Annotated in this window: 26 protein-coding genes; 9 read left to right on the top strand and 17 right to left on the bottom strand. The window is 71.8% G+C overall.

Going from position 1 to position 25,064, the window contains the following annotated elements; translation table 11 throughout:
* The first annotated feature begins 9 nt into the window (after positions 1-9).
* Together MNO14_RS00720 and MNO14_RS00715 are read left to right on the top strand one after the other, a co-directional pair.
* Entirely contained in the window at positions 10-552 is a 543-nt protein-coding gene (locus MNO14_RS00720) for a pseudouridine synthase (protein ID WP_241944908.1), read from the top strand.
* A gap of 117 nt (positions 553-669) precedes the next feature.
* Complete coding sequence (locus MNO14_RS00715) at positions 670-1,821, top strand: HAMP domain-containing sensor histidine kinase (RefSeq protein WP_241944907.1); 1,152 nt, start codon at positions 670-672, stop codon at positions 1,819-1,821.
* Positions 1,822-1,865: 44 nt separating this feature from the next.
* On the opposite strand, the gene MNO14_RS00710 is transcribed toward MNO14_RS00715, so the two are convergent.
* A complete protein-coding gene (locus MNO14_RS00710; protein ID WP_241944906.1) occupies positions 1,866-3,545 on the bottom strand; it encodes a M28 family peptidase in 1,680 nt (559 codons plus the stop codon).
* Between the two features lie 90 nt (positions 3,546-3,635).
* Here MNO14_RS00710 and MNO14_RS00705 point away from each other — a divergent pair, with 90 nt between their 5' ends.
* Positions 3,636-4,376, top strand: coding sequence for an ABC transporter ATP-binding protein (locus MNO14_RS00705; RefSeq protein WP_241944905.1), 741 nt, complete (start codon positions 3,636-3,638; stop codon positions 4,374-4,376).
* 26 nt (positions 4,377-4,402) lie between these two features.
* Positions 4,403-5,857, top strand: a complete 1,455-nt coding sequence (locus MNO14_RS00700) for a glycine betaine ABC transporter substrate-binding protein (protein ID WP_241946381.1) — start codon at positions 4,403-4,405, stop codon at positions 5,855-5,857.
* A 3-nt stretch (positions 5,858-5,860) separates the two neighbouring features.
* Here the strand turns inward: MNO14_RS00700 and MNO14_RS00695 are convergent, their stop codons facing one another.
* The 5 genes from MNO14_RS00695 to MNO14_RS16655 all read right to left on the bottom strand — a co-directional run bounded on the left by MNO14_RS00695 (position 5,861) and on the right by MNO14_RS16655 (position 11,175).
* Entirely contained in the window at positions 5,861-6,460 is a 600-nt protein-coding gene (locus MNO14_RS00695; protein WP_241944904.1) for a hypothetical protein, read from the bottom strand.
* Between the two features lie 40 nt (positions 6,461-6,500).
* A complete protein-coding gene (locus MNO14_RS00690; protein WP_241944903.1) occupies positions 6,501-7,115 on the bottom strand; it encodes a hypothetical protein in 615 nt (204 codons plus the stop codon).
* A 53-nt stretch (positions 7,116-7,168) separates the two neighbouring features.
* A complete protein-coding gene (locus MNO14_RS00685) occupies positions 7,169-7,981 on the bottom strand; it encodes a rhomboid family intramembrane serine protease (RefSeq protein ID WP_241944902.1) in 813 nt (270 codons plus the stop codon).
* A gap of 102 nt (positions 7,982-8,083) precedes the next feature.
* Positions 8,084-9,997 (bottom strand): tRNA uridine-5-carboxymethylaminomethyl(34) synthesis enzyme MnmG, encoded by a 1,914-nt coding sequence (gene mnmG, locus MNO14_RS00680; RefSeq protein ID WP_241944901.1) that lies wholly within the window; start codon positions 9,995-9,997, stop codon positions 8,084-8,086.
* A 548-nt stretch (positions 9,998-10,545) separates the two neighbouring features.
* Positions 10,546-11,175 carry a hypothetical protein gene (locus MNO14_RS16655; RefSeq protein WP_305879405.1) on the bottom strand — a complete coding sequence of 210 codons (630 nt, stop codon included), beginning with the start codon at positions 11,173-11,175 and terminating at the stop codon, positions 10,546-10,548.
* Between the two features lie 133 nt (positions 11,176-11,308).
* On the opposite strand from MNO14_RS16655, the gene MNO14_RS00670 reads away from it, so the two are divergent.
* Complete coding sequence (locus MNO14_RS00670) at positions 11,309-12,289, top strand: pyridoxal-phosphate dependent enzyme (RefSeq protein WP_241944900.1); 981 nt, start codon at positions 11,309-11,311, stop codon at positions 12,287-12,289.
* A 16-nt stretch (positions 12,290-12,305) separates the two neighbouring features.
* Positions 12,306-12,929, top strand: coding sequence for a YdcF family protein (locus MNO14_RS00665; protein WP_241944899.1), 624 nt, complete (start codon positions 12,306-12,308; stop codon positions 12,927-12,929).
* A gap of 15 nt (positions 12,930-12,944) precedes the next feature.
* On the opposite strand, the gene MNO14_RS00660 is transcribed toward MNO14_RS00665, so the two are convergent.
* The 3 genes from MNO14_RS00660 to MNO14_RS00650 form a co-directional block, all read right to left on the bottom strand.
* Positions 12,945-13,562 (bottom strand): hypothetical protein, encoded by a 618-nt coding sequence (locus tag MNO14_RS00660; RefSeq protein WP_241944898.1) that lies wholly within the window; start codon positions 13,560-13,562, stop codon positions 12,945-12,947.
* 72 nt (positions 13,563-13,634) lie between these two features.
* On the bottom strand, positions 13,635-14,339 hold the full coding sequence (locus MNO14_RS00655) for a YitT family protein (RefSeq protein WP_241944897.1): 705 nt from the start codon (positions 14,337-14,339) through the stop codon (positions 13,635-13,637).
* Between the two features lie 96 nt (positions 14,340-14,435).
* Positions 14,436-15,347, bottom strand: coding sequence for an AraC family transcriptional regulator (locus MNO14_RS00650; protein WP_241944896.1), 912 nt, complete (start codon positions 15,345-15,347; stop codon positions 14,436-14,438).
* Positions 15,348-15,442: 95 nt separating this feature from the next.
* Here MNO14_RS00650 and MNO14_RS00645 point away from each other — a divergent pair, with 95 nt between their 5' ends.
* Complete coding sequence (locus MNO14_RS00645; RefSeq protein ID WP_241944895.1) at positions 15,443-16,192, top strand: SDR family NAD(P)-dependent oxidoreductase; 750 nt, start codon at positions 15,443-15,445, stop codon at positions 16,190-16,192.
* A 21-nt stretch (positions 16,193-16,213) separates the two neighbouring features.
* Here MNO14_RS00645 and bioC read toward each other — a convergent pair whose 3' ends face one another.
* The 5 genes from bioC to bioB all read right to left on the bottom strand — a co-directional run bounded on the left by bioC (position 16,214) and on the right by bioB (position 21,293).
* Positions 16,214-17,113, bottom strand: coding sequence for a malonyl-ACP O-methyltransferase BioC (bioC, locus tag MNO14_RS00640; protein ID WP_241944894.1), 900 nt, complete (start codon positions 17,111-17,113; stop codon positions 16,214-16,216).
* Between the two features lie 33 nt (positions 17,114-17,146).
* A complete protein-coding gene (bioH, locus tag MNO14_RS00635) occupies positions 17,147-17,914 on the bottom strand; it encodes a pimeloyl-ACP methyl ester esterase BioH (protein ID WP_241946380.1) in 768 nt (255 codons plus the stop codon).
* A 68-nt stretch (positions 17,915-17,982) separates the two neighbouring features.
* Positions 17,983-18,987 (bottom strand): multidrug resistance efflux transporter family protein, encoded by a 1,005-nt coding sequence (locus tag MNO14_RS00630; protein WP_241944893.1) that lies wholly within the window; start codon positions 18,985-18,987, stop codon positions 17,983-17,985.
* Positions 18,984-20,192 carry an 8-amino-7-oxononanoate synthase gene (gene bioF, locus MNO14_RS00625; RefSeq protein ID WP_241944892.1) on the bottom strand — a complete coding sequence of 403 codons (1,209 nt, stop codon included), beginning with the start codon at positions 20,190-20,192 and terminating at the stop codon, positions 18,984-18,986. The genes MNO14_RS00630 and bioF overlap by 4 nt, the downstream gene beginning before the upstream one ends.
* A gap of 27 nt (positions 20,193-20,219) precedes the next feature.
* Positions 20,220-21,293 carry a biotin synthase BioB gene (bioB, locus tag MNO14_RS00620; protein ID WP_241944891.1) on the bottom strand — a complete coding sequence of 358 codons (1,074 nt, stop codon included), beginning with the start codon at positions 21,291-21,293 and terminating at the stop codon, positions 20,220-20,222.
* Positions 21,294-21,342: 49 nt separating this feature from the next.
* Here bioB and MNO14_RS00615 point away from each other — a divergent pair, with 49 nt between their 5' ends.
* Positions 21,343-22,074, top strand: coding sequence for a ComF family protein (locus MNO14_RS00615; RefSeq protein WP_241944890.1), 732 nt, complete (start codon positions 21,343-21,345; stop codon positions 22,072-22,074).
* An 81-nt stretch (positions 22,075-22,155) separates the two neighbouring features.
* Entirely contained in the window at positions 22,156-22,605 is a 450-nt protein-coding gene (locus MNO14_RS00610) for a hypothetical protein (RefSeq protein WP_241944889.1), read from the top strand.
* A 12-nt stretch (positions 22,606-22,617) separates the two neighbouring features.
* On the opposite strand, the gene fghA is transcribed toward MNO14_RS00610, so the two are convergent.
* The 3 genes from fghA to frmR are packed head-to-tail and all read right to left on the bottom strand — an operon-like array spanning position 22,618 to position 24,923.
* Positions 22,618-23,448 (bottom strand): S-formylglutathione hydrolase, encoded by an 831-nt coding sequence (gene fghA, locus MNO14_RS00605; RefSeq protein WP_241944888.1) that lies wholly within the window; start codon positions 23,446-23,448, stop codon positions 22,618-22,620.
* A 40-nt stretch (positions 23,449-23,488) separates the two neighbouring features.
* A complete protein-coding gene (locus MNO14_RS00600) occupies positions 23,489-24,598 on the bottom strand; it encodes an S-(hydroxymethyl)glutathione dehydrogenase/class III alcohol dehydrogenase (RefSeq protein ID WP_241944887.1) in 1,110 nt (369 codons plus the stop codon).
* A 52-nt stretch (positions 24,599-24,650) separates the two neighbouring features.
* Positions 24,651-24,923 (bottom strand): formaldehyde-responsive transcriptional repressor FrmR, encoded by a 273-nt coding sequence (frmR, locus tag MNO14_RS00595; RefSeq protein ID WP_241944886.1) that lies wholly within the window; start codon positions 24,921-24,923, stop codon positions 24,651-24,653.
* Positions 24,924-25,064 lie beyond the last annotated feature (141 nt).

Here is a 25,064-nt window from a genome sequence, read left to right as displayed (position 1 = left end):
CCTGTTCCCATGCTCATCGCCTTCAACAAACCCTTCGCCGTGTTGTGCCAGTTCACCGACCGCAGCACGCCGCCGCGGGCGACTTTGGCCGGGTTCGGGTTGCCGGCCGGGGTGTACCCGGCCGGGCGCCTGGACCACGACAGCGAGGGGCTGTTGCTGCTGACTGACGATGGGCCGCTGGCGCACCGGATCACCGACCCCCGGCACAAGCTGCCCAAGACCTATCAGGTGCAGGTCGAAGGCACGCCGACGGCCGCGCAACTGCAGGCGTTGCGCGAGGGCGTGACGCTCAAGGATGGCCCCACCCGGCCGGCGCAGGTCGCGCTGCTTGACCCGCCGCCCACGCTGTGGCCGCGCGATCCGCCGGTACGCTTCCGCAAGTCGGTGCCTGACGCCTGGCTGGCACTGACGATCCGGGAAGGCCGCAATCGGCAGGTGCGGCGGATGACCGCCGCGGTCGGGCTGCCGACTTTGCGCCTGGTGCGGGTCGCGATCGGTCCCTGGCGCCTGGACGCATTGCCGCCGGGCGGCTGGCGGGCCGAGGCAGACTGAACCGCGCACACCGCCTGTACAGGCGCCCCTCACGTGACGTGCATTTCTGTTAACGTCTGCGTCAATTTGGCGTGGACGCCCACGCTGTCCGTCCGCCAGGCTTCCTCTCGGAGCTCCATGCCTTACTCCAGTCCCGTCAGTGGCCGCATTCTCGTGGTCGACGATCAGCCTGCGAACCTGCGCGTGGTCAGTTCGCTGCTGAGCCGTCACGGCTACGAGGTGACGACGGCGGCCGACGGCGCCGAGGCGCTGGCGTTGCTGTCGGACCTACGCCCGGACCTGCTGCTGCTCGACATGCTGATGCCGAACATGGACGGCTTCGCGCTGCTGGGCGAGATCAAGCAGATCCCCGAACTGCTGCGGCTGCCGGTGGTGTTTTTGACCGTCGCCCAGGACCGCGACCTGTTGCTGCGCGCATTCGACGCCGGCGCGGTGGATTACGTCACCAAGCCGTTCATGCCCGAGGAACTGCTGGCGCGTGTCAATGCCCACGTCGGCCTGAAGCAGACCCGCGACCGGCTCGAGCGCATCGCGCGCGAGCGCCAGGAGCTGGTCAACCTGGTGGCGCACGACCTGAAGAACCCGCTGTCGAGCATCTGGTTCGCCAGCGACATGCTGCTCAAGGGCGAGACCAAGCCCGAGCGCGTGCCGCGCTACCACCGGATGATCCACGACAGCGCCGAAGACGCGCTGGGCTACATCCGGCGCTATCTCGAGACCCAGGACACCTCGCGCAAAAACGAAGCCGCCGGCAGCATCACCGCGCTGCGCGAGGTGGTCGACTGGCTGGTCGACCGCTATGCGCTGCAGTTCGAGGACCGCGGCGTGGCGCTGCAGACGCGGCTGCCGTCGGCGTCGCCGATCGTCGCGGTCGATACGCTGGTGCTGCGCCAGGTGGCCGAAAACCTGATCACCAACGCGATCAAGTACGCCCCGTCGAGCAATGTCGATATCTCGCTGCGTGGTGGCGGCCCAGGGTTCTGGCAGTTGTTGATCGAGGACCGCGGTCCGGGCATCGCCCGCGACCTGCAGCACGCGCTGTTCCGGCCGTTCCAGCGGCTGGCGCACGCGGACAAGGACGACGGGCGCTCCAGCGGCCTGGGGCTCTCGCTGGCCAAGCAGATCATCGTCAACCTCGGCGGCCAGCTGTGGTACGAGGATCGCGAAGGCGGCGGCGCGCGCTTCATCATCGAACTGCCCGAAGTCGCCGCCGAGCGCACGCTGCCGGCCGCCGCCAACGACGACGTCCCCTCGCGCACGCGCGGCTGAGGCCATCGCCCCCCAAAACCGGGGGCCGGCGGCGGTGCGGGACGTTATTTTTCATTCCCGCGCGGCGCCGCGAAGCGCGTACCGAACACATCGCCGTCGTTCCACCGGGGCGCCGCGTCATCGTCGCCGACCAGGCGGGTGATCGCCGCGCTCACCCGCGCCAGGCGCGCGGCGTCGCCGTACTGGATCGGCAGCTCGACGTTGTCGCAGGGCCGGTGGTAGCAGTTGCGCAGGAACCAGGTCGCCGCCACCCGCGGGTCCTGGCCCGCATTGGCCGACGTGACACCGCCGTCGAGGTACAGCGCCGGCACGCCCGCGCGCACGAAGGCGTACTGGTCGCTGCGCACGAACGTCGCTTCCTCGGGAAACGGATCGGGCGACAGCGCAACACCGACTTCCGCCGCCGCGCGTTCGACTGCGTGCTTCAGGCTCGAATGCTCGACGCCGATCGCCACGATGTCGCGCGTGGGCGCGGTGAGGATCGGCATGTCGATGTTGAGGTTGGCGACCACGCGGCCGACCGCCGGTGGCGGCCGGCGCGCCAGCCAGGTGGTGCCGAGCAGGCCCTGCTCCTCGCCGGTCACCGCCGCGAACACTGTCGAGCGCCGCGGCGCGCGGCCGTTGTGCGCCAGTTCGTGCGCGGCCTCAAGCATGATCGCCACGCCCAGCGCGTTGTCGAGTGCGCCGTGGTGGATGCCCTCGCCGTCCGCGCCCGGTCCCAGGTGGTCCAGATGCGCGGTGTGCACGATGCTCTCGCCGGCCAGCGCCGGGTCGCGGCCCGGCAGCCGGCCGACGACGTTGTGGCCCTCGAGCGTGTCGATGCGCGTGCGCGCGGCCAGGGTCAGCGTGCCGGGCAGCGCGAACGGCGTCGCGGTGCCGGCGCGCGCGGCGTCGGCGAGTTCGGCCGCGGTGCGCGGGCCGTCGGCGAACACCAGGTCGGCGGCGGCCGCGGACACCACCGCCATCGCGCGCAGCGGCGGGCCGTCGTCGAAGGCGCGGCCGTCGTCGCCACGCAACCGCATCGCCGGCTGCAGCCCGCGCTCGAGCGTGCGCGGCCAAGGGGTACCGGCCTCGTCGGCGGCGGTGTGCACCAAGACCAGCGCGATCGCGCCGCGTGCGGCGACCGCCTCGACCTTGCTGCGCAGGCTGCCGTAATGCGCGGCCTGGGTGCCCGGGAAGCGTGCGGGTGCCCCGCCGAAGGCGACGGCGATGCGCCCGTGCAGGTCGACGCCGCGGAAGTCGTCGTGCTCGAGCTCGGGGGCGTCGATTGCCTGGCCGACGAAGACCGCCGGTGCGCTCGCTTCGCTGCGCGGCGCGGCGAAGTCGGGCAGCGGCAGGAACTGCTCAAATGGCCGCAGCGCGATGCGCCGCCCGCCGCGCTCGACCTCCAGCCGGGCCCCGTCGCGCTCGACGCTGGCGCGCAGCAGCGGCACGCGTTGCTGCCAGCCGCCGTCGTCGCCGGCCGGTTCCAGGCCGATCGCGGCGAAGCGGGCGGCGACATGGTCGGCGGCCCGCGCATAGCCCGCGCTGCCGGTGAAGCGGCCGTCCATGCGCGGATCGGCCAACGTGCGCACGTCGGCCTCGATGCGCTGGCCGGCCGGGGTGTCGTTCGCGACCGCGGCGGCGGCGGGCATCGCCTCGGCGGCCGCGGGCGCCGGGGCCGGGTCGCGCCCGCAGCCGGGCAACAGCGCAAGAAGGCAGACGAGCAGCGCGAGACGGGGCATGACACGGGTCCGGGCGGGCGAGGCCGGACCGTAGCACAGGCCGCCGACGCGGCCGCGGGGCCTGCACATCGGGCTTGCTAGCCTGCCGCGATGTACGACCTTGACCAAGTACACCGGCGCTACGGCGCGGCCGACGCGCTCGATGGCTTCGATCTGCATATCGCGCCCGGCGCGACGACCGCACTGATCGGCCCCAGCGGTGCGGGCAAGTCGACGCTGCTGCGGATGCTGGTCGGCCTGGAATGGCCCGACACCGGCGAGGTGCGTTTCGACGGCACGCCGCTGCGCCGCGACACGTTGCCGGCGCTGCGCCGACGGATCGGCTACGTGATCCAGGAGGGCGGGCTGTTCCCGCATCTCGATGCCGCCGGCAACATCGCGCTGCTGGCGCGCACGCTGGGTTGGTCGCGCGCGCGGATCGAAGCGCGCATGAGCGAACTCGCCGCGCTGTGCCAGCTGCCGGCCGATGCGCTGCGACGCTATCCGGCCGAGCTGTCGGGCGGGCAGCGCCAGCGCGTGGGGCTGATCCGTGCGCTGATGCTCGACCCCGATGTGCTGTTGCTCGACGAACCGCTGGGCGCGCTCGACCCGATCGTGCGCCACGATCTGCAGGCGCAAATGCGCGCGCTGTTCGCGCGCCTGGGCAAGACCGTGGTGCTGGTGACCCACGACATCGCCGAGGCGGTGTGGTTCGCCGACACGGTGGTGCTGCTGCGGGCCGGGCGCATCGTGCAGCAAGGCCCGCCGCGCAGCTTGCTCGACGCACCGGCGGACGATTTCGTGCAGGCCTTCATGCACGCCCAGCGCAGCGTCGACGAGGCGGCGCGGTGAGCGGGTGGCGCAGGCTGGGTGCGACGCTGGCGCTGCTGGTCGGCCTGCTGCTGCCGACACTGGCCGCCGCGCAGACCGCCACGATCGGCTCGAAGAACTTCACCGAAGGCGTGGTGCTGGGCGAGATCGCGACGCTGGCCGCGCGTCAGGCCGGTGCCGAGGTCACCCATCGCCGCCAGCTCGGCGGCAGCCGGATCCTGTGGCGTGCGCTGCTGGAAGGCGAGATCGACGCCTACGCCGAATACACCGGCACGCTGGCCGACGAACTGCTGCGCATGCCGCGTGCGCAACGTGCGGCGCTGGAGGCGGCGCTGGCCGAACGCGGACTGGCGATGACCGCGCCGCTGGGCTTCGACAACAGCTACGCAATCGGCATGCGCCGCGCGCAGGCCACGCAACTGGGGATCACGCAGCTGTCCGATCTCGCCGCGCACCCGGCACTGCGGCTGGGCCTGAGCAACGAGTTCATGTCGCGCGGCGACGGCTGGCCGGGCTTGCGCGCGGCCTACGGCTTGCCGCAGCGCCCTGACGGGCTAGACCACGACCTTGCGTATCGGGCGCTGGCCAACGGCGCGATCGACGCCACCGACCTGTACGCAACCGATGCCGAGATTCCGCACTACGACCTGGTCGTGCTGGATGACGACCGCGACTACTTCCCGTCGTATGCCGCGGTCTACCTCTATCGCGCGGACCTGGGCACGCGTGCGCCCGCCGTGCTGGCCGCACTGCGCGGCCTAGAAGGCCGGATCGACGCGGCGACGATGCAGCGGCTCAACGCGCAGGTGAAGCTCGATGGCGTGGACGAGGCAACGGTCGCGGCCGACTGGCTCGGGGTCGCGCCAAGCAAGGGCGACAGCCGCATGGCGCGCATCGCCCGGCGCACCGGCGAGCATCTGGCGCTGGTCGGCATCTCGCTCGGTGCGGCGCTGCTGGTCGCGTTGCCGCTGGGCGTGATCGCGGCGCGGCGGCCGCGGCTGGGCCAGGGCGTGCTGGCGCTGACCGGCGTGCTGCAGACGCTGCCATCGCTGGCGGTGTTCGTGTTCATGATCCCGCTGTTCGGCATCGGCGCAGGGCCGGCGATCGCCGCGCTGTTTCTCTACAGCCTGCTGCCGATTGTGCGCAACACCCACGCCGGGCTGACCGGCATCGCGCGCGAGCTGCGCGAGACCGCGGCGGCGATCGGGCTGCCGCCGACGACGCGGCTGTTGCGGGTGGAACTGCCTTTGGCCTTGCCGACGATCCTGGCCGGCATCAAGACCGCGGCGGTGATCAACGTCGGCACCGCAACGCTGGGTGCGCTGATCGGCGCTGGCGGCTACGGCCAGCCGATCCTCACCGGCATCCGGCTCGATGACCTGGGCTTGATCCTCGAAGGCGCGGTGCCCGCCGCGTTGCTGGCGCTGGCGGTGCAGGGCGTGTTCGAACTGGCCGAGCGCGCGCTAGTGCCGCGCGGCCTGCGGCTGGCGGCGCGGCGCTGAGCCTCAGCCCGCGCGCATGTGGAAGACGATGACGGTCGCGATCGTGACCACCGACACACCACCCACGATCCAGAGCCGGTTGTAGAGCGTGAAGCGCCGGTTGCGCAGCGCCTGCGGGTCACCGCAGGCGGCATTGGCGGCCAGCTGCAGGCGGACGAGGCTGGCGCAGGCCAGCGGCATCAACGCGATGCCCGACCAGTCCATCCACGGCGTCGTCGCCGGCCAGCGCGCGGCCACCTCCGGGCCGGCGAACGCGGTGCCCCACGACACCGCTTCGCACAGGAAGAACACGCTCGCCACCGCCATCGGCCACCAGCGCCGCGCACTGCCCACCGCGCGCAGCGCCTCGTCGATGCGGCGCGCCAGCGCATGCACGGTGAACAAGGCGAACAATGCCCGCACGACCGGTCGCACCCTGACGCCGTGCACGGTCTGCCAGCGGTCCCAGTGCCGATAGAACCAGTACATCTGGTAGAGCCCGAACGTGGCGACGTAGAGCACCACCAGCTTCAGCGGCGAGACCACGTAGAACGCATCGCCGGTGGCGACGGATGCGCGCACGTCGGCCCGCGGCGGCGCGTAGGGATCGTCCGGTGCGTGCATGCCGGTCAGTCACCGGCGCGCGATGCACGCGACGTCGGGGTCATTGCGGCAACTCCACGTCGAAGACCGGCAACAGGATCGCCGCGCCGATCAGCACCCAGACCAGACCGAAGACCACGATCCACGCCCAGTTGCCCCAGGTGAAGCGCCGGTTGCCCGCGCCGTCGGGATCGCCGCAGGCCACGTTCGCGGCGCGCTGCATCGCCAGCATCGACAGCGCGATCGGCACCAGCGCCAGCAGCGAGACGAGGTCGGTGATCGGCACGCCGATCCCGCGATCGGCCAGGCGTGACGTCACCGTGCTGGCGATCTGGAAGACGATGTAGACCGTCGCCGCCAGCGCCGGCGACCAGGCGCGCACGATGCCGAGCGCGCGCAGGCGCTCGTCGATGCGCCGAGCCAGCGCATGGGCGAAGAAGATCGAGAACACTGCCCGCGGCACCGGCCACACGGTCTCGTTGTGGGCGCGTCCCCATCGACGCCAGTGCACGTAGAACCAGTACAGAACGTAGAGTCCGAAGGTGACGAAGAACAGCACGCAGAACTTCGTGGCCGAGACGACATAGAACGGTTGCGCGGCGACGGCAGCGTCCGGCATCGGCGCCACGTCCGCGGTGGGTGGCGCGTACAGATTGTCCGAAGATGCATCCTGCATAGGTGATGTCCTGTTTCGAGGCGTTGCGCATGGTAGCGCGGGCGCCGCCTTCGTTAGCGCGCCGGTGGCGCGTCGTCGGCGTCGTCGTCCTGGTCGCGCGCCCGCGCGCGCGACGGGAACGGCAGCACGACCCCGCGCGCGTCATCGGCCGGCGGGCGCTGCCACAGCACCGGCACGTCGTGCGGCGTCGGCGGCTCCAGCGTCCCGGCCTGCAGGCGCGCAGCGCGCTGCGCCTCCTCTTCCTCGATCTCCCAGCTGTAGCGGCGGCGCGGCAGCTGCGGGTCGGCACGGCGGAACCAGAACGCCGCAAGCACGCCGCCCAGTGCGCCGCCCAGATGCGACTGCCACGACACGCCCGGCTCCTGCGGCAGGATCGTCAGCAACATGCCGCCGTAGAACAGGAAGGCGATCATGCCGGCGGCGACCGAGGGCCGGTCGCGGCGCAGCAGGCCGAGCACGAACACCAGGAACATCAGGCCATGGGTCACGCCACTGGCGCCGAGATGGTGCGAGCCCGGATCGCCGAGCAGCCAGGCACCCAGGCCCGAACCCAGCCACATCAACGGCAAGCCGCGCAGCGTGGCCTTGGGATACACCGCGAGCGCCAGCGTGCCGAGCACCAGCAGCGCGCTGGCGTTGGCGATCAGATGACCCGGCGAGCCGTGCAGCAGCGGCGCACCGAGCAGGCCCGCCAGCCCCGCCCATTCGCCGGGACGGACCGCCAGCGCACGCCAATCGACCATCGCCTGGAGGCCAAAGGCGATGACCAGCAGCAGCACGAAGCCGATGCTGGCCTGCAGCGCACGCGACAACCGCTGCCGGTCCCGCGCCCGCTGGGCGGGCGAATCCTCAGGCGTTTCGGGCATGTCCAGATGCATCGATCCAAGGTGGCGACGGATCGTAAGAACGCAAGCGCAGTGCTGAAGCGGCCACAGCGGTCTGGCGGCCGGTGACCACGCCGCGCGCCGTTACGCCGCGCCGGCCACGCGTCCGCGCCGCGCGCGTTCGAGATGCACCAGCAGCAGCGAGATCGCCGCCGGGGTCATGCCGGGAATGCGCTGGGCCTGGCCGACGGTCAACGGCCGCACCTGGCCGAGCTTCTGCACGATCTCGGCCGACAGCCCGCGCACAGCGGTGTAGTCGAAGCTGTCCGGGATCGTCGTGCCCTCCTGGCGCTGCTGGCGCTCGATCTCCACCCGCTGGCGTTCCAGGTAGCCCGAGTACGTCGCCTCGATCTCGACCTGCTCGGCGATTTCGGCATCCCTCACGCCCGGACCGAGGCCGTCCACGCGCATCAGCGCCGGGTAATCGAGCCCGGGGCGGCGCAGCAGATCGACCGCATTGCTCTCCCGGCGCAGCTCGATGCCCAGCGTCTCCACGACCGCACGGCCCAACGCGTTGTGCGGCGAGGCCCACAGCCCGCGCAGACGGGCGGTCTCGCGCTCGATCCCCTCGCGTCGCGCCTCGAAGCGTTGCATGCGCGCGTCGTCCACCAAGCCCAGCTCACGGCCGATGCCGGTCAGGCGCAGGTCGGCATTGTCTTCGCGCAGCTGCAGCCGGTACTCGGCGCGGCTGGTGAACATGCGGTACGGCTCCTTCGTGCCGTGCGTGATCAGGTCATCGATCAGCACGCCGATGTAGGCCTGGTCGCGGCGCGGGGTCCAGGCATCAAGGCCGCGCACGCGACGCGACGCATTGAGCCCGGCCACCAGGCCTTGCGCGGCAGCTTCTTCGTAGCCGGTGGTGCCGTTGATCTGCCCGGCGAAGAACAGCCCGGCCACCGCGCGCGTCTCCAGCGACGCCCGCAGCCCGCGCGGATCGAAGAAGTCGTACTCGATCGCGTAGCCGGCGCGGGTGATGTGCGCCTGCTCGAAGCCAACGATGCTGCGCACCAGCGCCAGTTGCACATCGAACGGCAGCGAGGTCGAGATGCCGTTGGGATAGATCTCGGCGACATCCAGGCCCTCAGGCTCGACGAAGATCTGGTGGCTGTCCTTGTCGGCGAAGCGCACGACCTTGTCTTCGATTGACGGGCAGTAACGCGGGCCGATGCCTTCGATCTGGCCCGAGTACATCGGCGAGCGATGCAGTGCGCCGCGGATGATCTCGTGGGTGTGCTCGGTGGTGCGGGTGATCCAGCACGGCACCTGCCGCGGGTGGTCGGCCTGCGAGCCGAGAAACGAGAACACCGGCCGCGGATCGTCGCCAGGCTGGATCGCCATCGCAGCGTAGTCGAGCGTGCGGCCGTCGATCCGCGGCGGCGTGCCGGTCTTGAGCCGGTCGACGACGAACGGGCGCTCGCGCAGGCGCTGGGCGAGCGTGGTCGCCGGCGGATCGCCCGCACGGCCGCCCGCCGACTGCGCTTCGCCGACATGGATGCGACCGCCGAGGAACGTGCCCGCGGTCAGCACCACCGCCGGCGCATCGAAGCGCAGGCCGCTCTGGGTGATGACGCCGCGCACTGCATCGCCTTCGGACATGCCGTTGTGGATCAGCAGATCGTCGACCGCCGACTGGAAGATCGTCAGGTTCGGCTGCGCCTCGACCGCGCGGCGCACGAACGCACGGTAGAGATTGCGGTCAGCCTGGCAGCGGGTGGCGCGGACCGCCGGGCCCTTGGAGGCGTTGAGCCGACGCCACTGGATGCCAGCGGCGTCGGCGGCGCGGGCCATGATCCCGCCCAGGGCATCGATCTCGCGCACCAGGTGGCCCTTGCCGATACCGCCGATCGCCGGGTTGCAGCTCATCACGCCGATCGTCTCGACGTTGTGGGTCAGCAGCAGCGTGCGGGCACCGGCGCGCGCGGATGCGAGCGCGGCCTCGGTGCCGGCGTGGCCACCGCCGACGACGATAACGTCGTAGCTGTAGAAGTCGTTGGGCATCGGCGGATTATCCGGCAGGTCGGCCGGCGCGGGCGAGCCGGCGCTTGGCACGATTTCTGCGTACGTCCGGGCTGCACCCAGGACGGCAAGCGTCTGAAAGGGGGGCGCGGCTGGAGATTGGAACAGGGCCAGCCATGTACGTCCCGGGGAAGCGCGGGGCCGGATGTCGGGGGACATCCGGCCCTTTTTTTTTGGCTCGCCGCCCCACGCGCGCGCCTTGCGCGGCAGGGTGAAGAGCCGATGCCCGGCGGAGGGCGGAACAGGGGGGATCCGAGAGTCCCCCGCCGGGCATCGACAGTCGTATGACCTTTTCGTCGTAAACCGACGCAATCGGTCAGGCGGCGCCAAGCTTCGCCCGGGAATGCCGAAGGCGCAAGCCCCAATGCACCTCGACTTCCCGGAATGGGCCGGCGTTCACGAAAGCCGCCACGTCCAGCAAAACCGGCAGACCCGAAAACCGGGGTCAGAGTCGCTTTTCGCCTCGACACCGCGCCATGGCGTCAGCAATGCATGCGCGAAAAGCGACTCTGACCCCGGTTTTGAATGGATCAGGGGACGCGCTCGTCGGGGCGGCGGTAGCCGGCGCGCTCGCGCGGCGCTGGGCGCGGGGTGTCGCTGCTCGGCGGGCGGCTCGGCGGGCGCTGCTCCGGCGGGCGTGCCTGCGACGGCGGGCGGTAGCCCGGACGCGGGCCATTGTGGCCGGGACGGCCGTCGCCGCCGCCGGGGCGTCCGCCCCAGTGCCCACCGGGGCGCCCCGGGCGATCGGAGTCAGGACGTCCGGGCCGATCCGGGCGGCCGACGCCAGGCCGGCCATTGCCCCAGCCCGGGCGGCCAGGGCCGTGGCCGTGCGGCGGCCGATAACCGGGCCGTCCGTGTCCGTGTCCGTACCCCGGACGACCGGGCACGATCGGGCGCACGATCACTGGCGGCGGCCGGTAGTAACCACCGCCGTAGCCATAGCCGTAAGGCCGGCTGTAGTAGTACGGCGCGCCGTAGCCCGCGCCGCCATACCAGCCCGAGTAGCTGCCGTAGCCGACGCTGCCATAGGGCGCGCCGTAACTGCGGTACACGGTGCCGGGCGAGCCGTAGTAGTAATCGCCACTGCCGCCCCGGTAGCCGTAGCTCGCGCAACCGGCAAGGGTCAGACAGGCGACGAGGATCAGTCCCTTGCGGATCATGGCGGTCCCCCGCTCGATAAGGGCTCCAGCTTCGGCTGTGCCCATTGAATCAGCCCTTAAGGGCACCGGCCGGCCACGCGACACGCTCATGTTCGGTCGTGAATCCGCAAGCCCGCTCGGCTACGCTGTTGCGATGCATGCCGCCTTGCCCTTGCCCGATGCCAACGACCTGCTCGCCGCGGCGGCCCGGCTCGCGCAGGTCGCCCACCTCACACCGGTGTTGCGCAGCCGGGTGATCGATGCGGCCGCCGGTTGCGCGCTGCATTTCAAGGCCGAACACCTGCAGCGTGCCGGCGCGTTCAAGTTCCGGGGCGCGTGCAACGCGGTGCTGGCGTTGGACCCTTTGATCGCGGCACGCGGGGTGGTCACGCACTCGTCCGGCAATCACGGCGCGGCGCTTGCGCTGGCCGCGCATCTGCACGGCATCGCCTGCCATGTCGTGGTGCCCGAAGGCGCGGTGGCGACCAAGCTGGCCGCAATCGCCAGCTACGGCGCGGTGCTGCATCGCTGCGCGGCGACGCTGGCCGACCGCGAGCGCAATTGCGAACAGGTCCGCGCGCAGACCGGCGCCACGCTCGTGCACCCCTATGCCAATGCCCAGGTGATCGCCGGCCAGGGCACGGCCGCGCTCGAGCTGCTGCATGCGGCCGGCCCGCTCGACGATCTGGTCGTGCCGGTCGGCGGCGGCGGGCTGGCGGCCGGCACCGCGCTGGCGATCGCGCACGCCGCGCCGCAAACCCGGCTGGTGTTGGCCGAGCCGCGCGGCGCCGACGACACCCTGCGCTCGCTGCGCCAGGGCGCGCGCGTCGACGACCTGGTGCCCGATACGGTCTGCGACGGGCTGCGCGGGCTGCTCGGCGCGCCGAACTTCGAGATCCTCTCGCGCCATGGCGTCGCACAGGGAACGCCGGTCGAGGTGCTGGCGGTCGATGATGCCGACACCATCGCCGCCGCGCGGCGGATCGCCGTGCACACCAAGCAACTGGTCGAGCCGTCGTCGGCCATCGCGCTGGCCGCGGTGCTCGGCGCGCCGGCGCGCTTCGCCGGCCGCCGCGTCGGCATCGTGCTCAGCGGCGGCAACGTCGATCCGGACCGGCTGCCGTGGCGGCCGTGAGTGCAGCGGTGCGGCCATGACCCAGCGGCGTCGACGCCGTTCGCTGCTGCGCCTGTGCATGTGGGGCGCGCTGTTGCTGGTCGCCTGGCTGGCCGGCGTCGCGGCCTGGATCGTGCATGTGGGCAGCCGCGACGATGCTGGCCCGGCGGACGCGATCGTCGTGCTGGGGGCGGCCGCCTACGATGCGGTGCCCTCGCCGGTGTTCGAGGCGCGGATCGACCACGGCCTGGATCTCTATCGCGCCGGCCATGCGCCGGTGTTGATCTTCACCGGCGGCTACGGCGGCGCCAAGGCGCGCTTCTCCGAGGCGCAGGTCGCGCGGCGTTACGCGCTGCGCCGCGATATCCCGGCCTCGGCGATTCTCACCGAGTCGCGCTCGCGCACCACGGTCGAAAATCTGGTCGAAGCGCGGCGGTTGATGCGCGAGCACGACCTGCACCGGGTCATCGTGGTCAGCGACCCGCTGCACATGGCGCGCGCCCTGCGCGCGAGCCGCCGGCTGGGCATCGATGCGGTCGGCTCACCGACACCGTCGACGCGCTTCCGCACGTTCCGCACCCAGCGCGAGTTCCTGCTGCGCGAGGTGTACTTCTTCCACCGCGATCTCTACGAGTCGATCGTCGCCCGGCTCGCGTCGTGAGCCGACACGGCGCGCTCAGCGCGCTGCGGGTTGGCCGTCGGCGACCAGGGTCAGGCCCTCGGCGAGCAGCCAGCGGGTCGCGAGCACGCGCTGGGTCTGCGGCTGGTCCTTGAGCACGTCGACCATCTGCCGGAACGCGCGGCAGCGCCCTGCCCGGCTGGCCTCGTCGGTCCCGGTCGAGGTGAGCCCGAGCATGAAACCGTCATGGAGCAACGTCGCGGTCACCGCGGCCGCGCGCAGCACCTGTTGCGCGGCGGCCGGATCGAAGGCCTGTGGCGGGCCCTGCAAGCCGGTCAGCGCGACCTGGGTGAAGGCGTTGGCGAAGCGGTTGCGGCTGGCCGGCCCGAGCCGGTCGACGGTGCGCTGGAACGCAGCCAAGTCGCGCGCGGCATCGGGCTCGAACAGGTCGCACAACGCCCGCGCTTCCCCGGGTTCGCGCGAGGCGTGCAGCACCGCCTGGAACAGCCCGTCGATGGCCTCGGGCGCAGCGCGCCGCAGCACGTCGCCGCCGCTCGACAGCACCGCGGTCGTATCGATCTGCGACAGGTCGATCTCGTATTGCTGCGCGGACGCCGGCCACGCCGGCAGCCACAACGCGGTCAACAGCAGCACAGTGGTCGGGCGCCAGCGCATCAAGGCATCCACGTCGCCGGGAGGAGGCGCCGAGTCTAGGCGGTGGCGTGCGGCGGCGGATGAACGCCGCGCTCAGGCGCCCATGTAGCGCCCGGGCCGGTGGTTGAACAGCAGCACCAAGTTGAGCACCAGCACGCCGAGCGCCGAGTACAGCACTTTGGACGGCGGCAGCACGGTCAGCGAGACCAGCATCAGCACCGTGTCGAAGCCCAGCTGCAGTTTGCCCGCGCTCCAGCCGCGGCTGCGCTGCAGCCAGACCACGACGATGCCCACCCCGCCCAGGCTGGCGCGGTGGCGGATGAACGACAGGATGCCCATGCCGACCAGCGCACCGCCGAACACCGCCGAGAACAACGGCGTCATCGATTCGAACGGCGCCATGCGCGGGATCAGGTCGGCGACGACGCCGGTCACGCCGACCGCGAGAAAGGTCTTGAGGGTGAACTCCCAGCCCATGCGCCGCACCGCGATCCAATAGAACGGCAGGTTGAACAGCACGAACAGCAGGCCGAAATGCGCGCCGGTGGCGTAGTGCGCCAGCAGCGCCATACCGGCCACGCCGCCGACCATCAGGCCGCCGGTCGCCAGGATCGACATGCCCAGCGCACTGACCAGGCTGGCCAGGATCAGGCCCTGCACATCCTCGGTGACGGTATGGCGCTGTGGCAGCGGCGCCGGGGCGGCCACAGCCACCGCCGCCGCCACCTCGGCAGCATCGGGCACGGCTTCGAACGCGCCAGGGCGGAAGTCGGCAGGCACAGGAGAAGATCCAGTCATTGCTGCAGCGCAGCATAACGCCTGCGGGCCGGCGTCGTCAGTGCGCAGTGCGGCCCGAAGACCCATGCCCCCGCAGCCGCGCGCAGACAGCACTGGCTATGCGGGCGCGAGGTCGTCCCGGGCGTATCGGGCCGGCGAGACCCCGACATGTCGCGTGAATGCCGTGCCGAAGGTGTTGGCGGTCGCATAGCCGACGCGCTCGGCGACCTGGTCAAGGCCGAGGTCCGCGCCGCGCAGCAGGCGCTTGGCCAACGCCATGCGCCAGGTCAGCAGGTAGGCCATCGGCGCCATCCCGACCACCCGGGTGAAGCGCGCGAAGAACGCCGATCGCGACAGCGCGGCCTCATTCGCGAGTTCGGCGACGGTCCAAGGGTGCCGGGGCCGGGCATGCAGCGCGCGCAGCGCCGCCGCGAGCCGCTCGTCGGCCAACCCCCGCGCCAGGCCGGAGGCCTCGGCGGCGTCGCCGCGGCCGCGCAGGGCCTCGATCAGCAGCACCTCGAGCAGGCGCTCGAGCACAACCTCGCGTGCCGGGCGATGCGCCCGCGCCTCTTCGCCGACCAGGTGCACCAGTGCGGTCAGCCGTGGGTCGTCGCGCACGTGCACGACACCGGGCAGCAGCGAGACCAGGAGCCCGGCGTCGGGCGCGGCGAACTGGCAGTAGCCGATCTGGACGCGCAGATCGACCGGCGCCCCCACCGGCCCGATACGCACCAGGCCGTCGCGCACCTGCACCGGCACAGTGGCCGTCACATCATCGGCTCCGCCGGGCACGGCGCTGGTGGCGATCAGCGCGTGCATCGCCGGCGCCAGCAGGAAATCGCCCGCCTGCAGGGCGATCGGCGGGCCGTCGTCGACCGACAGCCAGCAGGTGCCCTCGAGCACCGCGGCATAGAACGGCTCGCCAGTGCCGTCGCGATGGATGCGCCACGCACCGGCGCCTTCGAGCAATTTCGAGAACCGTGCGGCCGGTTGCAGCAGGCCCACGACTTCGGACAGGGGATCGACCATGCAGGACGCTCGGCGTGGAATGGGCGACGTTCGATTCTAGAGGGTCCGGCCGCCGCGCCCTATCGTCGAGGCTCCTCCCCCAACAGGCATCGCCCATGTCCACTGTCCTGATCACCGGCTGCTCCTCCGGCTTCGGCCTGCAGACCGCGCAGCTGTTCCTCGAACGCGGTTGGCACGTCGTCGCAACGATGCGCACGCCGCGTCCCGATGTCTTGCCTGCGTCCGAGCGGCTGCGCGTGCTGCCGCTCGATGTCACCGATGCCGACAGCATCGCGCGGGCGGTCGACGCCGCCGGGCCGATCGACGCGCTCGTCAACAACGCCGGCTTCGGTGCGCCGGCCCCGGTCGAGCTGACGCCGGCCGACGTCGCGCTGTCGCTGCTGCGCACCAACACCCTGGGCACGCTGGCGACGACGCAAGCGGTACTGCCGCAGTTCCGCGAACGCGGCGCCGGGGTCGTGGTCAACGTCAGTTCGTCGGTGACCCTGCGGCCGCTGCCGTTGCTGGGCGTCTATCGCGCCAGCAAGGCGGCGGTCGAGGCGCTGACCGAATCGCTGGCCGTCGAGGTCGAGCCGCTGGGCATCCGCGTGCGGCTGGTGTTGCCCGGCCGGGCGCCGGAAACGCGCTTCGGCGAGAACGCGCGTGCGCACCTGCGTGGCGTCGACCATCCCGCGTACGGGCCGCTGGTCGAGCGCATGATCGCCGGCTTCCGCGAGACCGGCGGCCCGGTCACGCAGGCCTCGGACGTGGCCGAGGCGATCTGGCGGGCGACGACCGAGCCCGGAACGCCGATGCGCATTGCGGCCGGCGCCGATGCCGAGGCCTGGATGGCCGAGGCCGGTTGAGCCTGCGCCGGCGGCGCGGCGTCAGTCGCGCCGTCGGCGGACCGGGATCGCGCTGGCCGGGAACCGCGCCAGTTCCTCGCCGCCGTCGCGGATCGGCGCACCCGGCTGCGGCGCCCAGGCCATCGCGGTGATCCATTCCCAGCTCGCTGGCAGACCCTCGGGTTCACGGAACTGCGCGTAGTGCGCGGCGGCCGCGGCGAAGCGCGCGCGGCCAGTCAGCGCACGGCGGCGACCGGCCAGCGCGTTGGTCGCGCCGACCGCACGCAGCTCGCGCATCAGCGCGGTCATGTCGGGGTGATGGTGGACCACGACCTCGCGGTCGAGCACCGGGTTGCGGAAGCCGGCCTGCATCAGCGCGTCGCCGAACTCGGCGATCGATGCGAACGGGCTGACGTGTGGCACCTCGTCTGCATGGCCGAAGGCCTCGCGCAGTTCGATCAGGGTCTGCGGCCCGAATGTCGAACACAGCAACAGACCGTCGGGACGCAGCACCCGGCGAAAGCCGGCGAACGCAGCCGCCAGATCCTCGACCCATTGCAGCGACAGGTTGCAGAACAGCACGTCGACGCTGTCGTCGGCGATCGGCAGCGCACGCAGATCGGCGCAGACCCGATCGACCGGCCGCTGCAGCCCGAGGCGGTCACGCCAGCCGGTGCGCACCGGCGCCTGCTGCAGCATCGGCAAGGCCAGGTCCACCGCGACGATGCGCGCCTTGGGCCAGCGCGCGCGCATCGCCAGCGCGGCGTGCGCCGGGCCGCTGCCGACATCGAGCACGCAGCCCGGCACGCGGTCGTCGAGATAGTCCAGCGACTCGAGCAGATGCGCCTCGACCTGCCGCTGCAGGGCGGCGGCGCCGGCGTAGCTCGACGAGGCGCGTGAGAACGCCCGGCGGACGTGGGTACGATCGAAGATGGCGGTCATGGGGTCGGCGATTCGGTGACGGAAGATGGCGCGTCAGGTCGCAGCCGCGGGCAGGAAGGCGAGCAACTGCTCGGCCACGGCATCGGCATGGGTCAGGAACGGCGCGTGGCCGGCATGCGCAATCGTGTGCGCCTGCGCACCGGGGGCCTGCGCGGCGGCGGCGTGCATCGCCTGGGGGTTCACCAGCCGGTCGCGGCGACCGGCCAGCCACAGGCTGGGCAAGGTGAGTCCGGGCAACGCCGCGCGCAGGTCGACGGTGCGCAGCAGTTGCAGCCCCTCGGCGAGCGCATGCGCGGCCGGCTCGCCACGCGCGAACACCTCCGCGCGCAGCGCGCGCAACTCGCCACGCGCATCCTCCGAGCCAAACGCCTCCAATGCGATGAAGCGGTCGAGGGTACCGCGGTAGTCGTCGCGTAGACCACGCGCGAAGTCGTGGAAGATCTCCGGCGCCATGCTGTGCGTCCAGTCGTCGCCGCGCACGAACCGCGGGCTCGCACACAGCATCGCCAGCGCAGTCACCGTGCCCGGGCGAGTCGCTGCCGCTTGCAGTGCGAACAGCCCGCCGAGCGACCAGCCCAGCCACGGCGCCGGCGGCAGCCGCGACGCGAGCGCATCGACCACCGGTGCGAGCGCCAGCGGCACGGTGGCCTCGCGACTGTGTCCATGACCCGGCAGGTCCACGCAGTAGACGGTGCGGTGGGCGCGCAGGCGCGCGACCAGCGGCGCGAACACGCCGCCATGCATCGCCCAACCGTGCAGCAGCACCAGCGGCGGCCCGTCGCCACAGACCTCGATGTGCAGGCCGCTGCCGTCATCGGGCAGCACGGTGGCCGAGGGGGTGTCGTGCATCGTCGGTGTGCCTTCGTGGGTCATGCGCCCTTGTCCCCGCGCAGCGCGCGCGTGCGACGCGGGCTGGTCGCCGCCGGGCGCGCGACCAGCAGCGCGAACGCGACGATGCCGCCGGTCACCACCAGCGCGCCGAGCAGCGCCCGGCCCTGGGGCCAGGCCTCGTGCAGAAACAGCGCGCCCAGCAGCGCGGCGAACAGCAGTTCGGCCGCCTGCATCGCCTCGGCCGCGCCGAGCGCGACCGGATTGTGCCGGACCATGCCGGTCGCCTGGAAAAACAGGATGGTCGCAATCACGCCCGCGCTCAGCGCCACGCCTGCCGCCAGCCACACCTGTGGCAGCGATGGTGCGCCGGCCTGGTGCCAGGCGAAGGCCGCCACGACCAGCCACAACGGCTGGCTGGCCAGCGTCAGTCCGAACACGCGCTGGGTCGCGCTGAGGTCTTCGCCGGTGCGCTCCAGATGCAGCAACAGCAGACGATTGCCCAGCGGGTAGGCGATCGCCGCGGTCAGCACGCAGGCCAGCGCGATCCAGCCCGCCGCGTCCAGGCCCGCCCCGCCGTGGCCGAACTGCATCAGCAGCACGCCGACCAGGATCGCTGCCGCCACGGCCAGCGCGGCCGGCGGCACGCGGCGCCGGGCGTCGCGATAGAGCAGCGGCGCGCACAACATGCCGGCGATCACGGTGAACTGGAAACTGCCGGCGACCAGCCACGCCGGGCCGCTGGACGCGGCGAACGAGAGCATGCCGTAGAACAGCAGGAAACCGATCGCGCTGCAGCGCAGCCACGCCCACGGATGCGCGACGATCGCACGCAGCACCGGCGCGGCGCCGCCTTGCCACGGCATCAACGGCAGCAGCAGCGGCAGGGTGATGAAATAGCGCAGGCAGGCGGTCCACGCCCAGTGGCCGCCGCCGCTGGCGCTGGCGCGGTTGAGCACGTAGGTCAGCGTGAAGAACAGCGCCGAAGCCAGTGCGATCGCCACCGCCAGCAGGGCGCGGCGGTTGTCGTGGGGCTGCGTGCTCATGCCGGGATCGCGGAAGACGTCGGGGCCAGCACATCGCGCGCGGCGGCGAGCGCGTCGACCAGCGCATCGATCTGCGCGTCCTCGTGGGTTGCGGCGAGCGTAATGCGCAGCCGCGCCTGGCCCTCGGGCACGGTCGGCGGCCGGATTGCCGCCACCCAGAAGCCGGCCGCGTCGAGCGCCTGGGACAGCGCGAGCGCGGTCGCGTTGTCGCCGCAGCGCAGCGGCTGGATCGACGTGTCGGACGGCATCAGGTCCAGGCCCGCGCGCGCGGCGCGTTCGCGAAAGCGCTGGACCAGCGCACCCAGGCGCTCGCGGCGCCAGTGTTCATGGCGCGCCAGCCGCACCGCGGCCAGCGTCGCGGCGGCCTGCGCCGGTGGCAGTGCGGTGGTGTAGACATAGGGCCGCGCGGTTTCGGCCAGGTGCGCGACGAGATCGGCATCGCCGGCCACCACCGCGCCGTAGCCGCCGAGTGCCTTGCCGAGCGTCAGCAACTGCAGCGGCACCGCATCGATGCCGAGCCCGGCCTGGGCGACACTGCCGCGGCCCTCGGGCCCGCACACGCCGATGCCGTGCGCATCGTCGACATACAGCAACGCCTGCTGCGTCTGCGCGACCGCGGCCAGCTCGCGCAGCGGGGCGATGTCGCCGTCCATGCTGAAGACGCCGTCGGTGGCGACCAGCGCCGCGCCGCCCGGCAGCCCCTGCAACTGGCGCAGCGCGCCTTGCGCGTCGCCATGCGGGTAGCGGCGCAACCGGCAACCGGCCAGCCGCGCCGCATCGATCAGGCTGGCGTGGTTGAGGCGGTCCTGCACGCAGGCATCGGCCTCGCCCAGCAGCGCTTGCAGCACCGCGAGGTTGGCCGCAAACCCGCTGCCCATCAGCAGCGCCGCCGGTACCTGCAGCCAGTCGGCGACCTCGCGCTCAAGCGCGACATGGCGGGCGTGGTGACCGCAGACCAGGTGCGAGCCGCCGCTGCCGACGCCGTCGTCAACGGCCGCATCGCGCAGCGCCGCCGCCACGGCCGGATGCTGGGCCAGGCCGAGGTAGTCGTTGCCGCAGAAGTTCAGTAGCCAGCGGTCGTCGACCTCGCAGCGCATGCCGTCGCGGCGCGTGACCGTGCGCCGCCGACGACGGGCGTGGCGGGCATCGCGCGCCAGCCGCGCCGCGCGCGCGCGTTCGCGCAGATCGGGCCGCTCAGGCGACATCGCCGCCCGCGTCCGCGCGCGCCGACGTCATGCCGCGCAGCTCGCCGGGTGCTGCGGCAGTTCGATGATGTCGGCGTGCACGGTGCCCGGGTGGTCGTGATCGGCGGCATCGACCATCACCTGCATCGGCCGCAGGCCCAGGCGCGCGAACAGCGCCAGGTCGCGCTCGGTGTCGGGGTTGCCGGTGGTCAGCAACTGCTCGCCGTAGAAGATCGAGTTCGCGCCGGCCAGAAAGCACATCGCCTGCAGTTCGTCGCTCATGTCCTGGCGCCCGGCCGACAGCCGCACCATCGAGCGCGGCATCAGGATCCGCGCGACCGCGATCGTGCGCACGAAGTCGAACGGGTCGATCTGCTCGGTGCCATGCAGCGGCGTGCCCTCCACCTGCACCAGCCGGTTGATCGGCACCGAATCGGGATGCGCCGGCAGGTTGGCCAGCGTGCGCAGCAGACCGGCGCGCTGGCGGCCGCTCTCGCCCATGCCGACGATGCCGCCGCAGCAGGTCTTCAGGCCCGCCTCGCGCACGTGCTCGAGCGTGTCGAAGCGGTCCTGCAGATCGCGCGTGCGGATGATCGCGTCGTAGTACTCGGGATCGGTGTCGATGTTGTGGTTGTAGTAGTCCAGGCCCGCGTCCTTGAGCGCGCGCGCCTGCTCACCGCTGAGCATGCCCAGCGTGGCGCAGGTCTCCATGCCCAACGCCTTGACCTCGCGAATCATCGCCGCGACCTTCGGGATGTCGCGGTCCTTGGGCGAGCGCCACGCCGCGCCCATGCAGAAGCGGGTCGCGCCGGCGGCCTTGGCCTGGCGCGCCTTCTCCAGCACCGCCTCGGTGGCCATCAGCTTGGTCGCATCGACACCGGTGTGGTAGCGCTGGGCCTGCGGACAGTAGGCGCAGTCCTCCGGGCAACCGCCGGTCTTGACCGACAGCAGCGTGCTGACCTGGACCTCGGCCGGATCGAAATGCTGGCGATGCACCTGCGCGGCGCGGAACAGCAGTTCGGTCAGCGGCAGCGCGAACAGCGCCTCGACCTCCGAACGGCTCCAATCGTGACGCAGGGCGGGCTGGCCGGCGGTATCGCGGGCGTGGCTGACAACGGACATGGTGGTTTTCCGACGGTCGCGGCGGGATAGGGCCGGCAGTCTGGAAAGCATGACGCAGGCTGTCAACCAGACGCCCGGCCCGCCGGTTGACGAGCGCCGTGGCCATCGCTGGCTGCGGCGCCTGTTCGCGGCGCGCTGCCTGGTGTGTGAAGAACGCGGCGACGACGGCCGGGCACTGTGCGCGGCCTGCGCCGCGGCACTGCCGTGGACCGGTCCGGCCTGCGCGCGCTGCGCGGTCCCGCTGGCGGCCGGCGACACGCTGTGCGGGGGATGCCTGCGCCGCCCGCCGCCGCTCGATGCGACCTACGCGGCGTTCGTCTACGGCTTTCCGGTCGATCGCCTGCTGCCGCGGCTGAAGTTCCACCGCGACCTCGCCGCCGGTGCGCTGCTGTCGGCGTCGATGGCGCGGGCGCTGGCCACGCGGCCTCGGCCCGATGCGCTGGTGCCGGTGCCGCTGCACCCGGCGCGGTTGCGCGCCCGCGGCTACGACCAGGCGCTCGAACTGGCCCGCCCGCTGTCCCGTGCGCTCGCGTTGCCGCTGCGCGCCGACCTGCTGCGTCGGCAGCGTGCCACCGCACCGCAGTCCCGGCTCGATGCGCCGGCGCGGCGTCGCAATGTCCGCGGCGCCTTCGCCGCGACGGCCCGCGGCGTCCTGCCCGCGCACGTTGCGCTGGTCGACGACGTCATGACCACCGGCGCGACCCTGCACGCGGCCGCGCTGGCGCTGCGTCGCCTGGGCATCGCGCGCGTCGATGCCTGGGTCTGCGCGCGGGTGCCATGAGCGCGGCGGGTAGGATGATGCGACGTCCCCCACACGGTCCTGCCCATGTCGCGAACGCCGCTGCTTTCTGTCCTGCTTGCCTTGTCCGCACTCGTCGCGCTGCCCGCTTGCAGCCAGGCGCCCGCCGAGCCCGCCGTCTCCGAGCGCTACGTCGATCTCGAACTGCACCTGGCACCGCCTGCGGGCGCGGCGCCGAGCAGTGATGCGCGCGCCTGGACCACCGACGACGGCCGCACACTCCAGTTGCGTCACGTCGACACGATCCCCGGCGCCGAGATCCGCTCGATCCGCGCCGAGGTCGTCGGTGACCACCCCGCGGTCGTGTTCGAGTTCACGGCACCCGGCGCCGCCCAGCTCAAAGCGCTGACCGCCGACCACGTCGGCCGGATGCTGGGCCTGGTCGCGAACGACCAGCTGCTGCTCGCCGCGACCATCGCCGGTCCCTTTTCCGATGGCTTCCAGGTGACGACCGACACGCTCGAGGACGCCGACCGCCTGCGCCGCTCGCTGGTGGTCAGCGACGCCCCGTAACCGCCCGGCCTGTCAGCCGCGCAGCGCGCGGGCGTGGTGGGCGATATGGTCGCCGATGAAGCTGGCGATGAAGTAGTAGCTGTGGTCGTAGCCGGGCTGCATGCGCAGTTCGAGCGGATGGCTGGCGGCGGCGCAGGCGGCCTGCAGCAGCTGCGGGCGCAGCTGGCCGTCGAGGAACTCGTCGGCCTCGCCCTGGTCGATCAGCAGCGGCAGCCGCTCGCGCGCCGTGGCCACCAACGCGGTTGCATCCCAGGCCTGCCAGGCGGCGCGGTCGTCGCCGAGATACGCCGAGAACGCCTTCTCACCCCACGGCACCTGGCTGGGCGCGACGATCGGCGAGAACGCCGACACGCTGCGGTAGCGCCCCGGGTGCTTGAGCGCAATCACCAGCGCGCCGTGGCCGCCCATCGAATGCCCGCTGATCGCGCGCGCACCGGTGGCCGGGAACTGCGCTTCGATCAACGCGGGCAGTTCGCGCGCGATGTAATCGTGCATGCGGTAGTGCGCCGCCCACGGCGCCTGCGTGGCGTCGACATAGAAGCCGGCCCCCTGGCCGAGGTCGTAGCCCTCGGCATCGGCCACGGCCTCGCCGCGCGGGCTGGTGTCGGGCGCAACGAGCATCACGCCGTGCTCGGCGGCGTAGCGCTGCGCACCGGCCTTGGTGATGAAGTTCTGCTCGTTGCAGGTCAGGCCGCTCAGCCAGTACAGCACCGGCAGCGGGCCCTGTTCGGCCTGCGGCGGCAGATAGACCGCGAACCGCATCGTGCAGCCGAGCGTGTCGGAGGTGTGTTCGTAGACGTCCTGCCAGCCGCCGAAGCTGGCGCGGTGTTCGATGCGTTTCATGGCAATCCGGACTCAGGAATGGGGGGCTCGCAGAAGCAGGTCAGTAATGGACGACCGAGCGGATCGACTTGCCCTCGTGCATCAGGTCGAAGGCGTCGTTGATCGCGTCCAGGCCCATCGTGTGGGTGACGAACGGCGCCAGTTCGATCTCGCCCTTCATCGCATCCTCGACCATGCCCGGCAGCTGCGAGCGGCCCTTGACGCCACCGAACGCGGTGCCGAGCCACTTGCGCCCGGTGACCAGCTGAAACGGCCGCGTGCTGATCTCCTGACCGGCGCCGGCGACACCGATGATCACGCTCTGGCCCCAACCGCGGTGGGCGCATTCGAGCGCGGCGCGCATCACGTTGACGTTGCCGATGCACTCGAATGAGTGGTCCACGCCCCAGCCGGTCATCTCGACGATGACCTGCTGGATCGGCTGGTCGAAGTCCTTCGGGTTCACGCAGTCGGTGGCGCCGAATTCGCGCGCCAGTTCGAACTTCGACGGGTTGGTGTCGACGGCGATGATGCGACCGGCCTTCGCCTGGCGCGCACCCTGGATCACCGCCAGGCCGATGCCGCCCAGACCGAACACCGCCACGCTGTCGCCTGCCTGCACCTTGGCGGTGTTGTGCACCGCGCCGATGCCGGTGGTCACGCCGCAGCCGAGCAGGCAGACGTGCTCGGGGTTGGCGTCGGGATTGATCTTCGCCAGCGAAACCTCGGCGACAACGGTGTACTCGCTGAACGTCGAGCAGCCCATATAGTGATAGATCGGCTCACCGTTGTACGAGAAGCGCGTGGTGCTGTCGGGCATCACGCCCTTGCCCTGGGTGGCGCGCACGGCGACGCACAGGTTGGTCTTGCCTGACTTGCAGAACAGACACTCGCCGCATTCGGCGGTGTAAAGCGGGATCACGTGATCGCCCGGCTTGACCGAGGTCACGCCCTCGCCCACCTCGACGACGATGCCCGCGCCCTCGTGGCCGAGCACCGCGGGGAACAGCCCTTCCGGATCGTCGCCCGACAGCGTGAACGCGTCGGTATGGCAGACACCGGTGTGGGTGATCTTCACCAGCACCTCGCCGGCCTTTGGCGGCGCGACGTCGATCTCGACGATCTTCAGCGGTTGCCCAGGGGCGAAGGCGACGGCAGCACGGGATTTCATGGCGATGACTCCAAGGAACTTGAGGATAAGGAACGCGCGGGCGGTGGGCCGCTCAGCGCAGGTAGGACCGGACCAGCGCGATGGCGTCGTCGATCGAGGCCTGCCGCCGGTCAGCACTGCTGGCGCCGGCGAGTTCTTCGCGCAGGTGACTTTCCAGCACGCCGGCCATCAGACCGTTGACCGCGCCACGGATCGCCGCGAGCTGCTGGAGCACCGGCGCGCACTCGGCCCCGGCCTCGAGCGCGCGCTCGAGCGCGTCGAGCTGGCCGCGCATGCGGCGCACACGGGCAAGCACGCGCTTTTTTTCCTCGGGCGAATGCGGCATGGCCGGCCTGCGGGCTGGTACTGGGGTGGAGTATATCGCGACGGGGATGCGTGCGCGCAAACGGCCACAACGACGTGCCGCGCGCCTTGATCGACGCTGCGCCTGGCCGGACAACGGTGACTCGATGCGCGCGCAGCGTGT

This window comes from Luteimonas sp. S4-F44 (genome assembly GCF_022637415.1).
Taxonomy (GTDB): Bacteria; Pseudomonadota; Gammaproteobacteria; order Xanthomonadales; family Xanthomonadaceae; genus Luteimonas.
Note: the sequence above shows the minus strand (reverse complement) of the source record. Positions and strands in the feature narration are given on the sequence as shown.

Coding starts and splice junctions, on each gene's coding strand:
- bioB (WP_241944891.1), bottom strand. CDS start 21,293: ATGTCCGTTGTCAGCCACGCCCGCGATACCGCCGGCCAGCCCGCCCTG.
- MNO14_RS00615 (WP_241944890.1), top strand. CDS start 21,343: ATGACGCAGGCTGTCAACCAGACGCCCGGCCCGCCGGTTGACGAGCGC.
- MNO14_RS00655 (WP_241944897.1), bottom strand. CDS start 14,339: ATGACTGGATCTTCTCCTGTGCCTGCCGACTTCCGCCCTGGCGCGTTC.
- mnmG (WP_241944901.1), bottom strand. CDS start 9,997: ATGCCCAACGACTTCTACAGCTACGACGTTATCGTCGTCGGCGGTGGC.
- MNO14_RS00600 (WP_241944887.1), bottom strand. CDS start 24,598: ATGAAATCCCGTGCTGCCGTCGCCTTCGCCCCTGGGCAACCGCTGAAG.
- MNO14_RS00695 (WP_241944904.1), bottom strand. CDS start 6,460: ATGCACGCACCGGACGATCCCTACGCGCCGCCGCGGGCCGACGTGCGC.
- MNO14_RS00715 (WP_241944907.1), top strand. CDS start 670: ATGCCTTACTCCAGTCCCGTCAGTGGCCGCATTCTCGTGGTCGACGAT.
- bioC (WP_241944894.1), bottom strand. CDS start 17,113: ATGACCGCCATCTTCGATCGTACCCACGTCCGCCGGGCGTTCTCACGC.
- MNO14_RS00650 (WP_241944896.1), bottom strand. CDS start 15,347: ATGGTCGATCCCCTGTCCGAAGTCGTGGGCCTGCTGCAACCGGCCGCA.
- frmR (WP_241944886.1), bottom strand. CDS start 24,923: ATGCCGCATTCGCCCGAGGAAAAAAAGCGCGTGCTTGCCCGTGTGCGC.
- MNO14_RS00705 (WP_241944905.1), top strand. CDS start 3,636: ATGTACGACCTTGACCAAGTACACCGGCGCTACGGCGCGGCCGACGCG.
- MNO14_RS00665 (WP_241944899.1), top strand. CDS start 12,306: ATGACCCAGCGGCGTCGACGCCGTTCGCTGCTGCGCCTGTGCATGTGG.
- MNO14_RS00685 (WP_241944902.1), bottom strand. CDS start 7,981: ATGCCCGAAACGCCTGAGGATTCGCCCGCCCAGCGGGCGCGGGACCGG.
- bioF (WP_241944892.1), bottom strand. CDS start 20,192: ATGTCGCCTGAGCGGCCCGATCTGCGCGAACGCGCGCGCGCGGCGCGG.
- MNO14_RS16655 (WP_305879405.1), bottom strand. CDS start 11,175: ATGATCCGCAAGGGACTGATCCTCGTCGCCTGTCTGACCCTTGCCGGT.
- MNO14_RS00710 (WP_241944906.1), bottom strand. CDS start 3,545: ATGCCCCGTCTCGCGCTGCTCGTCTGCCTTCTTGCGCTGTTGCCCGGC.
- MNO14_RS00670 (WP_241944900.1), top strand. CDS start 11,309: ATGCATGCCGCCTTGCCCTTGCCCGATGCCAACGACCTGCTCGCCGCG.
- MNO14_RS00660 (WP_241944898.1), bottom strand. CDS start 13,562: ATGCGCTGGCGCCCGACCACTGTGCTGCTGTTGACCGCGTTGTGGCTG.
- MNO14_RS00645 (WP_241944895.1), top strand. CDS start 15,443: ATGTCCACTGTCCTGATCACCGGCTGCTCCTCCGGCTTCGGCCTGCAG.
- MNO14_RS00630 (WP_241944893.1), bottom strand. CDS start 18,987: ATGAGCACGCAGCCCCACGACAACCGCCGCGCCCTGCTGGCGGTGGCG.
- fghA (WP_241944888.1), bottom strand. CDS start 23,448: ATGAAACGCATCGAACACCGCGCCAGCTTCGGCGGCTGGCAGGACGTC.
- MNO14_RS00720 (WP_241944908.1), top strand. CDS start 10: ATGCTCATCGCCTTCAACAAACCCTTCGCCGTGTTGTGCCAGTTCACC.
- MNO14_RS00690 (WP_241944903.1), bottom strand. CDS start 7,115: ATGCAGGATGCATCTTCGGACAATCTGTACGCGCCACCCACCGCGGAC.